The organism is Bacteroidota bacterium, assembly GCA_005882315.1.
GTDB lineage: Bacteria > Bacteroidota > Bacteroidia > Chitinophagales > Chitinophagaceae > VBAR01.
Genome location: VBAR01000004.1, coordinates 85,896 through 99,555, shown reverse-complemented (window position 1 = coordinate 99,555; position 13,660 = coordinate 85,896). Strand labels below are relative to the sequence as shown.

Annotated in this window: 11 protein-coding genes; 6 read left to right on the top strand and 5 right to left on the bottom strand. The window is 38.8% G+C overall.

Annotation, left to right across the window (positions count from 1 at the left end):
* Positions 1-9 precede the first annotated feature (9 nt).
* Both E6H07_17325 and E6H07_17320 read right to left on the bottom strand, forming a co-directional pair.
* Positions 10-642, bottom strand: a complete 633-nt coding sequence (locus tag E6H07_17325) for a hypothetical protein (protein TMI62024.1) — start codon at positions 640-642, stop codon at positions 10-12.
* Positions 643-676: 34 nt separating this feature from the next.
* Positions 677-1,774 (bottom strand): Mrp/NBP35 family ATP-binding protein, encoded by a 1,098-nt coding sequence (locus E6H07_17320; protein TMI62023.1) that lies wholly within the window; start codon positions 1,772-1,774, stop codon positions 677-679.
* A 211-nt stretch (positions 1,775-1,985) separates the two neighbouring features.
* On the opposite strand from E6H07_17320, the gene E6H07_17315 reads away from it, so the two are divergent.
* From E6H07_17315 to accC, 4 genes are all read left to right on the top strand, one after another.
* Positions 1,986-2,516 carry a carboxypeptidase-like regulatory domain-containing protein gene (locus E6H07_17315; protein ID TMI62093.1) on the top strand — a complete coding sequence of 177 codons (531 nt, stop codon included), beginning with the start codon at positions 1,986-1,988 and terminating at the stop codon, positions 2,514-2,516.
* 91 nt (positions 2,517-2,607) lie between these two features.
* Complete coding sequence (efp, locus tag E6H07_17310; GenBank protein TMI62022.1) at positions 2,608-3,174, top strand: elongation factor P; 567 nt, start codon at positions 2,608-2,610, stop codon at positions 3,172-3,174.
* Between the two features lie 189 nt (positions 3,175-3,363).
* The gene (gene accB / locus E6H07_17305) at positions 3,364-3,846 is read left to right on the top strand and encodes an acetyl-CoA carboxylase biotin carboxyl carrier protein (GenBank protein TMI62021.1); all 483 of its coding nucleotides are present in this window, start codon (positions 3,364-3,366) and stop codon (positions 3,844-3,846) included.
* A 61-nt stretch (positions 3,847-3,907) separates the two neighbouring features.
* A complete protein-coding gene (accC, locus tag E6H07_17300) occupies positions 3,908-5,245 on the top strand; it encodes an acetyl-CoA carboxylase biotin carboxylase subunit (protein TMI62020.1) in 1,338 nt (445 codons plus the stop codon).
* Positions 5,246-5,413: 168 nt separating this feature from the next.
* On the opposite strand, the gene E6H07_17295 is transcribed toward accC, so the two are convergent.
* The 3 genes from E6H07_17295 to E6H07_17285 form a co-directional block, all read right to left on the bottom strand.
* Positions 5,414-7,606: a glutamine synthetase type III gene (locus E6H07_17295; GenBank protein TMI62019.1), complete on the bottom strand. Its 2,193-nt coding sequence runs from the start codon at positions 7,604-7,606 to the stop codon at positions 5,414-5,416.
* 99 nt (positions 7,607-7,705) lie between these two features.
* Positions 7,706-8,764: a glutamine synthetase gene (locus E6H07_17290; GenBank protein TMI62018.1), complete on the bottom strand. Its 1,059-nt coding sequence runs from the start codon at positions 8,762-8,764 to the stop codon at positions 7,706-7,708.
* A 143-nt stretch (positions 8,765-8,907) separates the two neighbouring features.
* Positions 8,908-10,188, bottom strand: coding sequence for a hypothetical protein (locus E6H07_17285; GenBank protein TMI62017.1), 1,281 nt, complete (start codon positions 10,186-10,188; stop codon positions 8,908-8,910).
* A 123-nt stretch (positions 10,189-10,311) separates the two neighbouring features.
* Here E6H07_17285 and purL point away from each other — a divergent pair, with 123 nt between their 5' ends.
* Positions 10,312-12,546: a phosphoribosylformylglycinamidine synthase subunit PurL gene (gene purL / locus E6H07_17280; GenBank protein TMI62016.1), complete on the top strand. Its 2,235-nt coding sequence runs from the start codon at positions 10,312-10,314 to the stop codon at positions 12,544-12,546.
* The gene (gene rfaD, locus E6H07_17275) at positions 12,546-13,577 is read left to right on the top strand and encodes an ADP-glyceromanno-heptose 6-epimerase (GenBank protein ID TMI62015.1); all 1,032 of its coding nucleotides are present in this window, start codon (positions 12,546-12,548) and stop codon (positions 13,575-13,577) included. Before purL ends, rfaD begins: the two co-directional genes overlap by 1 nt.
* The last annotated feature ends 83 nt before the right edge of the window (positions 13,578-13,660 follow it).

The following is a 13,660-nucleotide window of genomic DNA, read 5'->3' as shown; positions in this document are numbered from 1 at the left end:
ATGTTTTAATCACGGAAATACTTTTGATTTTCTTTTCTCCATTATTTCAGCAATTGCTTTTGCATCGCTGTCCCCTTCTTTCAATTTTACAATAATGTTATCATAGCTTTTCTCATTACGATTCTGGCTTAATTTAAAAACATTATCAATCGAGCTTATTTCTATTTCGAAAGATACAATTGCTTTCATTAATGGCGTCGTATACTCATCTGAAAGGTTGTCAAACACAGTTGAAGAAGCAGAATTATTATTCTCATAATGCAGGGTGAGGCGTTTCAAAATTGCGATCAGATCGTCCTTATCACCAAAACGAACCGTGCCTTTTGCATGCACACTCATATAGTTCCATGTGCTTGCCTGGCTCGGGTCATCATACCAGGTTGCACTCACATAAGTATGTGGCCCCGTAAAAACAGCAAGTACATTAGGGTTTTGTTCAAATGCTTTGTGATGATCATTATTCCGCATGATATGGCCAGTGAGAAAAAGTTTTCCATCTTTTTCATCAATAAATACTGGCACCTGTGTAGCTACGGGTTTATTTTCTGCATCTACACCACTTAAAAAAACAAAAGGGTGCTCCCGCATAAACTGAAGCACTGTTTCTTGTTCACTTTCTTTGAAATAAGGAAGATTGTACATGAAAGCAAGTTAATGAATTGCCCTTGAAGAAAGACTATCCAACAACTTCAGAAACTTTTGTAGTAGCAATATTAGCATTCCGCATTGCAATACTTCTCACAACTATGGAAGTAAAATCTTCAAATGCCTTTTTTGTAATTTCATCATTACCCATCATTACAGGTATACCTTGATCACCACCTTCACGAATAGTTTGCACCAGAGGTATTTGTCCAAGAAAAGGTATTTCATATTCTTCAGCCAATCTTTTACCGCCATCTTTACCGAAGATGTAATATTTATTTTCAGGTAACTCTGCCGGAGTGAAGTAACTCATATTTTCAACCAGGCCAATGATTGGCACATTTACCTGCGCCTGGCCAAACATGGCAATTCCTTTTTTAGCATCAGCTAATGCAACATCCTGTGGAGTGGTTACAATCACTACACCGGTAACAGGTACAGTTTGTACCAATGTTAAATGAATATCACCAGTACCCGGAGGCATATCAACAACGAGATAATCGAGATCATCCCAATACACATCGGTTACAAATTGTTTTAAAGCACTGCTCGCCATCGGACCACGCCACACTACTGCATTTTTTTCATCAACCAGTAATCCAATACTCATCAATTTAATTCCATATCGTTCCACCGGAGCAATCATTGGTTTTTCTCCACCTACATCTACCATCATTGGTCTTTCTCCACGAACACCAAACATGATCGGCACACTCGGCCCATAAATATCTGCATCCATCAAACCCACTTTAGCTCCACCTTGTGATAAAGCCAGCGCAAGATTAGCAGCAACAGTAGATTTTCCAACACCACCTTTACCGCTTACAACTGCAATAATATTTTTTACTCTTGGTAAAATAGATTGGCCGTCTGTTCTTTTTGTAGTTGTGTTAGCGGTAAAATTAATTTTTACATTCGCCTCTTTATTCACCAGTATTTTAATGGCGTTGGTGGCAGCCGTGCTCATCATATCTTTCATAGGACAAGCCGGTGTTGTAAGAACAATTGTAAATGAAACATCATTCCCATTAACAGTCAGGTCCTTTATCATATTTAATGTAACGAGGTCCTTGCCGAGATCAGGTTCCTGTACATTGCTTAGTGCTTCCAGTATCTTTTGCTCTGTCATTACTCAACTATTTGTTAAAAAGTTTTTATTATGCAAATGTAGCCATATGTAAGGCCATTTTGTTTTACGATTTCCGCAACTTGTCCTTATTTTTGAAGCCTTGAAAAAATATTTACAATACACTTTTTTATTATTTCTTTTTGCTTCTCAAAAAGCCTTTTCACAGTTCGAAACCGGCCGTGATTCTGTAGTACAGCTTTATGGTATTGTAATGACAGCTGATAGCCTGAAAGGTATTCCTGCAGTAAGTGTGATGATAAAAGGACAGAACCGAGGTACCATTACCAATTACCAGGGTGTATTTTCAATTGTAGTTATGAAAGGTGATGAAGTGGAATTTACCCACGTAAGCTATAAACCCAAGGTTACTTATATTCCAAAAAATCTTGAAAGTACCCAATATAGTATTGTGCAATTGATGATTGAAGACACCGTTTATCTGCCGGCAACGATAATCCGGCCACGACCTACACCTGAACAGTTTGCAAGAGATTTTGTGAACACTAAAATTTCTGATGATGATATTGAGATAGCTAGAAGGAATACAGATTATGCAAAAAGAAGAGTTTTGATGAGAACAACCCCAGCTGATGGTGGTGAAGCCACCAGTCTGCAATTCCGTAACCTTGCAAATAAAGCTTATTACTACGGTCAGTCACCTCCTATCAATTTATTCAATCCTGCGGCCTGGACAGATTTTATACAAGCTTGGAAACGGGGTGATTTTAAGAAGAAGAATTAGACCGTTTTATCAGTTTGCCCGCAAAGCATCTTCCCTTATCTTTGCCGCCCCAATCTAAATTGGAATTTTTAATTTGAAACTTTAATCATTTATGGCAAATACATCAGATATCAGCCGCGGTATGATCTTAAAACTGGATGGCAGCCTTTACGCTGTTGTTGAGTTTGGAGAAAACAAAACAGCCCGTGCAGCAGCAAAAGTGTGGGCAAAACTGAAAGGCGTGGATAATAACCGCAGCATTGAAAAAACCTGGAACAGTGGCGATACCATTTACCCTATCCGTGTTGAAAGAAAAGATTACCAGTTTTTATATAAAGATGATACTGGTTACAACTTCATGAATATGGAAACCTTTGAGCAGGTGGCTGTACAGGAAGCTATGGTGGATGCCCCGCAGTTTTTGAAAGATGGCCAGGAAGTTTCGATGCTGATCAATACTGAAACTGAATTGCCAATGAGTGTTGAATTACCAGATAAAATTGTAGTGCAGGTAACTTATACCGAGCCCGGTCTCCGTGGCGATACTGCGACAAGAACACTAAAACAAGCAACAGTAGAAACCGGTGCTACTGTAAACGTGCCTTTATTTGTGAATGAAGGAGAGCTTATCCGTATTAATACAAAGACCGGTGATTACGTAGAAAGAGTGAAAGAATGATAAAATGATTTTACCTTAAAATGGCCTGAAATCACCCGATTTTGGGTCATTTTTGTTTGATTTTGGGCCAATTTTACCCGAAATCTTCAAAAAATCATGGAGTCAATGAATTTGATTTACCTATCTTAGCCGCGTTTTCAACCAAGCCATCTTTTCTAGTAACTAAATTCATTCTCAAAATTGAAAAACATGGATTTCAAACAAATTCAGGAGCTGATCAAAATGGTCAGTAAATCAAATATTGGTGAGGTCACTATTGAGCAGAAAGATTTCCGGGTTACTGTAAAACAAAAAGAAGAACATATTACACAGGTTTTGTCCTCAGCACCGGTTTCAGCTGCACCAGTTGCTGCAGCACCAGCAGCCCCTGTTGCTGTCATTGCATCAGCACTTGCTGCCGAAAAGGCGAAAACGGAAGAACCACCTTCAAATACTATTACTATCAAAAGTCCAATGATCGGGACATTTTATCGCCGTTCTTCACCTGATAAGCCATCCTTTGTTGAAGTGGGTGCAAGCATTGCCCCCGGCCAGGTAGTGTGTATTATTGAAGCGATGAAATTGTTCAATGAAATTGAAGCAGAAGTAAAAGGTAAAATTGTAAAAATATTGGTGGAAGATTCTTCACCGGTGGAATACGATCAACCGCTGTTTCTTGTTGAACCAGCTTAATTCATTTTCTTTTAGAATTCCTCCCTTTGAATTATTAATCACTCATTATTAATTATTAATCGTGTTCAAAAAAATACTGATTGCTAACCGCGGAGAAATTGCATTACGTGTAATACGTACCTGTCGTGAAATGGGCATTAAAACCGTTGCAGTTTATTCCACTGCCGATAGAGATAGCTTACATGTAAAATTTGCAGACGAAGCAGTTTGTATCGGAAGACCACAAAGTGCAGATTCTTATTTAAACATCCCTCACTTGATGGCTGCAGTTGAAATAACGAATGCTGATGCTATCCATCCCGGTTATGGATTTTTAGCAGAGAATGCAAAGTTCTCGCAGATATGTGCTGATCATGGAATAAAATTTATCGGCCCTACTCCGGAAATGATCAATGGCATGGGCGATAAAATAACTGCTAAAGACACGATGATAAAGGCCGGTGTACCGGTAGTGCCGGGAAGTGAAGGCTTATTGCAAAGTGTTAATGAAGCAAAAGGATTGGCAAAAGAAATTGGTTACCCTGTAATGATAAAAGCAACTGCAGGTGGTGGTGGTAAGGGAATGCGATTGGTGTGGGAAGAAAGCGAACTGGAAAAAGCATACGACTCTGCAAAAACAGAAGCAGCCGCTGCATTTAAGAATGACGGCCTGTACATGGAGAAATTTGTTGAAGAACCGCGTCATATAGAAATACAGATAGCAGGTGATCAATATGGCAATGTTTGTCACCTGAGTGAAAGAGATTGTTCCATCCAGCGCCGTCACCAGAAACTGGTTGAGGAATCCCCTTCACCTTTTATGACGGATGAACTGAGAACAAGAATGGGTGATGCTGCCAAAAAAGCTGCAGGTGCAATCAATTATGAAAGTGTTGGTACGGTTGAGTTTCTTGTTGACAAATACCGCAATTTCTATTTCATGGAAATGAATACCCGCATCCAGGTAGAACATTGCGTAACTGAAGAGGTTATCAATTTTGATCTGATAAAAGAACAGATAAAAATTGCTGCCGGTGAACGTATCAGCGGTGCTGACTATATTCCTGAAATGCATTCTATTGAATGTCGCATCAATGCTGAAGATCCTTACAATGATTTCCGCCCCTCTCCTGGTAAGATAACAATATTACATCAACCCGGTGGTCATGGTGTTCGTGTAGATAGTCATGTGTATGCAGGTTATGTTATTCCTCCTTATTACGATTCAATGATCGGTAAACTGATCACTGTTGCCCGTACAAGAAGCGAAGCGATTGATACAATGTACCGTGCATTGAGTGAATATATAATTGAAGGGGTGAAAACAACTATTCCTTTTCATCTCCAGTTGATGAAAGACGAACGTTTCCGCAGCGGTGATTTTAATACTAAGTTTTTGGAAGGGTTTACTTTGAAATAACTATTTGAATTATTTATAAAAAAAATCCCGGTAAATTAACCGGCATTTTTTTGTTTCCAAATAAACTCACTGATATGAAGAACGGTTTATTTTGTGCATGAAAGCCAACTCCAAATAAAAAAGCTGATAAGTTTTACTTACCAGCTTTCAAGTATCTCTTATAAAAATTTATCTAAGGAAAAGCATCTCTCTGTATTTCGGCAAATACCATTCTCTATCGTCTGTCAGCAATTCTAATTTATCTGCATGATAACGAACAGTATCAAAATAAGCTTCCTTCACTTGTGTGCAGTAAGCAATTGCCTTCTCTCTTGTATCACTGATGATATTACAAACCTTTCTTGCTTCAATCATCTTCTCCACATTATCACTTAGTGCATTGATATGCTCAGATATTTTCTCCAATATCTGTTTCTGATTGGCAAATGCTGAGTCGCTTAATCCTGATTCTTTGAGCCCTTTTATGTTACCTGCCAACAGGTTTTGATACCGGATAGCACAGGGAAGAATATGACTAGAAGCGATCTCACCCATAATGCGGCTTTCGATCTGTACTTTCTTAATGTATTTCTCCAGTTCTATTTCATGTCTTGCTTCCAGTTCAGGATGAGAGTAGATATTATTGCTCTCGAATATTTTCTTTGCTTTATCTGTAAGCATTGCATCCAATGCAAGAGGTGTAGTTTTTACATTTGGTAACCCTCTTTTCGCTGCTTCATGTTGCCATGCTTCACTATAGCCATCACCTTCAAAAAGTATTTTTTCACTTGACACTACGTATTCGCGAATCACATGCATAATGGCGATTTCTTTCTTATCTCCCTTTTCGATCAATGCATCTACATCTTTTTTGAATTGCTTAAGTGTTTCAGCAACGATTGTATTCAATACCGTCATCGCATTTGCACAGTTAGCAGTTGAACCTACAGCCCTGAATTCAAATTTATTTCCAGTAAATGCAAATGGTGAAGTACGGTTACGATCTGTGTTATCAAGCATCAGTTCAGGAATGCTTTTATGAATATCGATCTTCAGCATGCTTTCATCTGTTTCATCCATCTTCTTACTCACTCTTTCTTTTACATCGCCCAACACTTTAGAAAGATATTGACCAATGAAAACAGAAATGATAGCTGGCGGTGCTTCATTTGCCCCAAGCCGGAAATCATTTCCTGCTGATGCTATTGATGCTCTCATCAGATCTGAATAATCATGAACAGCTTTAATAGTGTTTACAAAAAAGGTAAGGAACATCAGGTTGGTCTTTGGCGTTTTACCGGGAGCCAGAAGATTTACACCTGTATCAGTTGCCATGCTCCAGTTATTATGTTTACCACTTCCGTTGATGCCGGCAAATGGTTTTTCATGTAACAGTACACGCAGTTTATGACGGCGTGCTACCCTGTCCATTATATCCATTAGTAATGAATTATGATCCACGGCCACACTTACTTCTTCAAATATCGGTGCACACTCAAACTGTGCTGGTGCTACTTCATTATGTCTTGTACGAAGAGGAATTCCTAATTTATAAGATTCCGTTTCAAAATCCCGCATGAATGCATAGATCCTTTCAGGTATTGAACCGAAATAATGATCTTCCAATTGCTGACCTTTTGCAGGGCTATGACCAAATACAGTTCTGCCACATAAGACCAGGTCAGGTCTTGCATTGTGCATGCCTTCGTCAATTACAAAATATTCCTGCTCCCATCCTAAAGTAGCTGTAACACGGCTTACATTCTTATCAAAATAATTACAAACATCAACAGCGGATTTATTTAATGCCTCAAGAGCTTTAAGCAATGGAGCTTTATAGTCAAGTGATTCGCCGGTATAAGAAACAAATATTGTTGGAATGCAAAGTGTTTTTCCATTACCGATCTCCATAATAAAAATCGGTGATGAAGGATCCCATGCAGTATATCCTCTTGCTTCGAAAGTAGCACGCAAGCCACCACTTGGAAAAGACGATGCATCTGGCTCCTGTTGGATCAGTGCATCTCCATCAAAAGTTTCCATAGCAGTGCCATCACCTTTTAATGTAAAAAATGAATCATGTTTTTCAGCAGTTGTACCTGTGAGTGGTTGAAACCAGTGTGTAAAGTGTGTCACACCTTTTTTCTCCGCCCATGCTTTCATCCCACTTGCGATCTGGCTTGCCATTGAACGGTCGATCTTATGCCCGGTCTTTACAGATGATAGTAAACTCTTATAAGCATCATCGCTTAAAAATTCACGGGCCGTTTTAATTGTAAAAACATTCTCGCCGAATATGGCTGTTATCCTTGAAGAGCTTTCAACTTCCGGTTTGTCAGCAGAATTTGTAATCTTGTTTAGGGCATTAAATCGTTGTGACATGATTTTGTAATTTTTTTTTATTGATGAATGCAAAAATGGTTAACCCTTGAGAATAAAGATTAACCATTTTAATTATGTGGATAACTTAGTTATCAATCCTTATGCTGCGACCGCTTTTTTTGTTGTCTCTTTTACTGTCAATGATGATACATCAGCAGTCTTTACAGTTTTGATTATCCTTGCAGCTACTTTATATGGATCTGCAGCACTGTTTGGACGACGATCTTCTAACCAGCCTTTCCAACCTCTTTCCACCGTACCGATCGGAATGCGTATAGAAGCACCACGGTCAGAAACACCATATTTAAATTCATGGATGGCTGCAGTTTCATGCTTACCAGTTAAACGCATATCATTGTCGGCACCATAAACTTCGATATGCTCTTTAATAAATGGTCTGAAAGCTTCGCATACCGCTTCATAGATATCTTTTCTTCCGCATGTTCTCAGCAATGTATTGGAGAAATTAGCATGCATACCGCTGCCATTCCAGTCAAGGTTGCCAAGCGGCTTGCAATGCCAGTTGATAGCAATGCCATGTTTCTCACAATTTCTCTCCAGCAGGTAACGGGCAATCCAGATTTGGTCGCCAGCTTCTTTAGCGCCTTTTGCAAAAATCTGGAACTCCCATTGGCCGGCAGCTACTTCAGCATTAATACCTTCAACATTCAATCCTGCTTCAATACAAATATCAAGATGCTCTTCAACTATATCACGACCAAATGCATTGCTTGCGCCAACTGAACAATAATATGGGCCTTGCGGACCAGGGAAACCACCTTCAGGAAAACCTAGAGGTTTATTTGTTTTTGGATTCCAAAGGAAATATTCCTGCTCAAATCCAAACCAGAAATCATTATCATCATCTTCGATCGTAGCACGGCCATTTGATTCATGTGGCGTACTATCTGGATTTAAAACTTCACACATTACCAGGTAAGCGTTTTTACGCTGGGGATCTTTTGCAATAAAAACTGGTTTCAACAAGCAGTCAGATGAACCTCCCGGAGCCTGTTCCGTAGAAGAACCATCAAAACACCACACTGGACAATCTTCAAGTTTACCACTGAAATCTTTTTCGACTTTTGTCTTGCTACGAAGACTTTGGGTTGGTTTATATCCATCGAGCCAGATATACTCAAGTTTGATAAGAGCCATGTTTTTAGTTTTAAATTAAAAATATTTTTAATGTGTTGCTATAAGACAAAACTAAGGCTCAAAATTGATAATTCAAGAAAAAAAAATGTTCAAACCAGTTATTTGTGGAAAAAAAATTAAAATATATGGAAAATGAGCAAAAATTATAGCGACTCTGGGCTTTTCGGACCGAAGACTTTTATAAGTCTTGACCAATCAATTCCTGCAACAACGGGAATAATGAGAAAAGGAAGTACAATGCTCCTGTAACGGACAATGGCTCCCAGATTATTTACACTAAAACCAATGGAGAGTAACACCGATGCCGAAAAGAAAACGCAAAAGAAAATGAAACCCCTGCCGGGCTTCAGAGAAGTATGAAAAAGAATACATAGAATTAAAAGCATCAATAACAGATTAATCTCAGATGCAGCAGCTAAGGAAAGCAGGTGACGTACATCGCTGGGATATGGCCGTATAGCTGAAAGCGTAATGGCCTGCGGTGTATTGGTTAAAAAACTAATAGCAGTTGGCTCAAGCGTTTTAATAGGAATAGTGGAACCACCCGGAACAAGTTTTAAAAATTCCTGCTGTTTGTTTACTACCGCCTGCGGGAAATCAAGCTCAGGATTTATTTTTCTTACATTAAAAAAAGCTATTACACAAAACAAATAAATGAATCCATAAATGGCAATTGTATGCTTTGGCCATTTTATGGATAATATCCATGCAAGGATCGCAGGTACTGCCATCACTATCAAAAAATTCCTGAGAATTGTCATCAGGAATAACCCCAATAATATCCAGAGTATTCTTTTTATTGTAAACTTTTTCTCTACTGAAGCGAAATAGATATTATAAACGATGATACTGATGCCCAGGAAGATCAATCCTTCTTTGTGAATGCCACTACACCAATAAAGAAATGAGGGAATAAAAAAAGAAGCAAGGGCTATCTGAATGCGTTTACCCGGAAATGCATGGTTCATTACCCTGAATACTGCAACAGCGCCAAAAAGTGATAAAAAAGAATAGATGATTACGTTCACATAGTAGTGACAAAAGCTGAACAAGTTGAAGAGTGATAATATCTTAATGAAAAAATTACCTTTTATATCACTCCAGTAAGAATCCTGCGAAGTAAAAAATTTCATAAACCCTCCCTCATAAGGATTATAAAAAATGTTCGCAAAATAAGTTCCCGGATCACTGATCAGCAATTGATATTCTGGCAAGCTGCTCATATGAAAGGCCCAGGTATCCTGCATCTGGGCCAGGTTTCCATAGTAACGGCCGATCCAGCCATAAAAAATTCCTGCTAATACCTTTAATAGAAAAAGTATTATCAACTGTGGCGATGAAAAACCGGTTTTGGTAAAAAACTTAACACGGGTGACAAGCCAGGAGAAAAATAAGAGGTATCCTAAAAAAAGTATATACTCCAAAACGGTATCAGAATTTTCTGCAAAATATCATTTCCTGAGCATAAAAAGTTGACAAGTTATTTTTAATTGGTAAACAGCTGAGTTGTAGTTTTGCGCTTCTTCAAAATCCTTATACTTATTTACATGGAAGTAACAGTAAAAACAGCGCAGCAGTTACGGTTAACAGAAGACGAATTTGAACTCATCAAACAAAAACTCGGACGTATACCCAACTTTAATGAACTCTGTGCATTCAGCGGCATGTGGAGCGAGCATTGCAGTTATAAAAACTCAATTAAATGGCTAAAGACTTTACCAAGAGAGGGCGGAAGAATGCTGGTAAAAGCAGGTGAGGAAAATGCCGGGCTGATGGATATCGGCGATGGCCTTGGTGTTGTATTTAAAATAGAATCACATAATCACCCTTCTGCTATTGAACCTTTCCAGGGAGCAGCAACAGGTGTTGGCGGAATTCACCGTGATATTTTCACGATGGGTGCAAGACCAATTGCCTCTCTCAACTCATTACGTTTTGGAAAACTGGAAGAAGATAAAACACAACATCTCTTATCTGGTGTTGTGCACGGTATCGGTCATTATGGAAATTGTTTTGGTGTGCCTACAGTAGGTGGTGAAATTTATTTTGATGAATGTTATCATACCAACCCCTTGGTTAATGCGATGAGTGTTGGGATTGTAAAAGCTGGTGAAACTGTTTCAGCAACAGCGCTGGGAACTGGTAACCCGGTAATGTTTGTAGGAAGTGCTACGGGTAAAGATGGAATTGGCGGTGCTTCATTTGCATCTGCTGATATTACAGCAGATAGTGCACAGGATCTGCCTGCAGTACAAGTTGGCGATCCTTTCCAGGAAAAGAAATTACTGGAAGCATGTTTAGAAGTAATACAAACTGGTGCTGTAGTTGGAATGCAGGATATGGGAGCAGCTGGAATTATTTGTTCTACTTCAGAGATGAGTGCAAAAGGTGAAGTAGGTATGCGTATCGATCTGGATAAAGTTCCTACAAGACAAAAGAACATGAAAGTATGGGAACTGTTATTAAGTGAAAGCCAGGAAAGAATGTTACTCGTTGCTCAAAAAGGAAGAGAAGATGAAGTAAAAAAAGTTTTTGATAAATGGGACCTGCCTTGCTCAGTAATTGGTGAAGTAACTGACGATGGCATTTTGAATTTTTATATGCATGGAGAATTGGAAGCTTCATTACCTGCGCATGACCTCGTGTTGGGTGGCGGTGCTCCACAGTATGATAGAGAATACAAAGAGCCAACATATTTTGAAGAAATAAAAAAATTTAATGCCGACGCTATACCTCAACCGGAAGATCTGAAAGATATAGCTGAGAAAATTATCAGGCTTCCTTCTATTGCGTCGAAAAGATGGGTATACAATCAATATGATAGTATGGTAGGAACAAATAATACTTCTACCAATGCACCAACAGATGCGCCGGTTGTATTAGTGAAAGGCACAACTAAGGCTTTAGCGATAACTACAGATTGTAACAGCCGTTATGTTTTTGCTGATCCTTATAAAGGAACAATGATCGCAGTAGCAGAAGCGGCAAGAAATATCGTTTGCAGTGGTGGTCAGCCATTGGGTGTAACCAACTGTTTGAATTTTGGCAATCCCTATGATCCCGAAGTTTATTACCAGTTTGTAAATGCTATAAAAGGAATGGGAGAAGCATGTCGCAAATTTGATACCCCTGTTACCGGTGGTAATGTAAGTTTCTACAACCAATCCGCCGAAGGCGGACCGGTTTATCCAACACCGACAATTGGGATGGTAGGTTTGCTGGAAAATGTAGAAAATAAAATGACATTGGATTTTAAAACAGAAGGTGATGTTATTTATTTAATTGGCTCTGCTAATAATGATATTGCTTCCTCGCAATACTTAAGCAAAATAGTTGGAATTGAATTTTCACCTGCCCCGCATTTTGATCTTGAAGAGGAGTTTGACTTGCAGAAAAAAATCACTGAACTAATATCAGCCGGAGTAATTGAATCAGCACATGATGTAAGTGAAGGCGGTTTATTTGTTACTTTATGCGAAGCCGGCTTTAATCGTGAATTAGGTTTTGCTATTGAAACAAAAGAACGGATAAGAAAAGATGCCTGTTTATTTGGCGAAGCTCAAAGTCGTGTGGTTGTTACAGTAAGTCCTTCATCAATTGAGAAGTTTGAAAAGCTTGTCAGCGATTTTCCTCATGAAAGATTAGGCCTGGTTACAAGTGGTGAAATGCTTGTTGATGAAGATTTCTGGGGAACAATTGACTGGTGGCAGGAAGAGTATGATACAGCGATCGAAAATTATTTAAGCAAAGAAGAAGCAGGCTCTGCACTAAGCTCTATATAATGAATAAGGATTCACAGATAATAGTTACTGGCGCTGCAGGTTTTATAGGCAGCTATATGGTTGGATATCTTAATGAGCAAGGATATGAAAATCTTATCATCGTCGATGATTTCAGCGAAGCAGAAAAAAAAGTTAACTATCATTCAAAAAAGTTTACTGTAAAAATTGAAAGAGTTGAGTTGTTTGACTGGTTGAATAAAAACAATCCATCAATTGATTTTATTTTTCATTTAGGTGCCAGAACCGATACCACAGAGTTTGATTATTCAATTCATGAAGAACTGAATGTTGAATATTCAAAACAAATCTGGAATTACTGCACAGAGAAAAACATTCCTCTTGTTTATGCATCTTCAGCTGCTACTTATGGTGGTGGTGAACATGGATACAAAGATGACCATGACATACTGGATAAACTTGAGCCCTTAAATCCTTATGGCGTTTCAAAAAATGAGTTCGACAAGTGGGCATTGAAGCAAGGTGAAAAGTCAAAAGTGAAAAGTGAAAAACATGAGCCTCCACATTGGTATGGGTTAAAATTTTTCAATGTTTATGGGCCCAATGAATATCACAAAGCAAGGATGGCCAGTGTTATTTTTCATGCCTATAACCAGATAACGAAGTCAGGAAAAGTAAAACTTTTCAAATCACATAAAGAAGGTTTTAAAGATGGTGAACAACTTCGTGATTTTATTTATGTAAAAGATGTGGTAGCTGTCTGTTTCTGGCTGATGTCCGCCCGTGACGGTACGGACGGGCAAAATCAACCGGCAAATGGGTTATATAATTTAGGCACAGGAAAGGCAAGAACGTTTAATGACCTGATCAGATCCATTTATTCAGCATTAGAAAAAGAACCGTTGATCGAGTATATCGATACACCGGCTGATATCCGTGATAAATACCAGTACTTTACTGAAGCTGATATGAACAAGTTGAAGAACGCAGGATACAATGCTTCGTTTTATTCGCTTGAAGATGGAGTAAAGGAATACGTAAATAACTTCCTGCTCACTGGAAAAATTTACTGAGCCCCCAACCCTGCCTACCGGCAGGCAGGCCTCTAAAGGGGGGCTATTACTCCAATAAATGAAGATGTGCTACTGTTTCAATA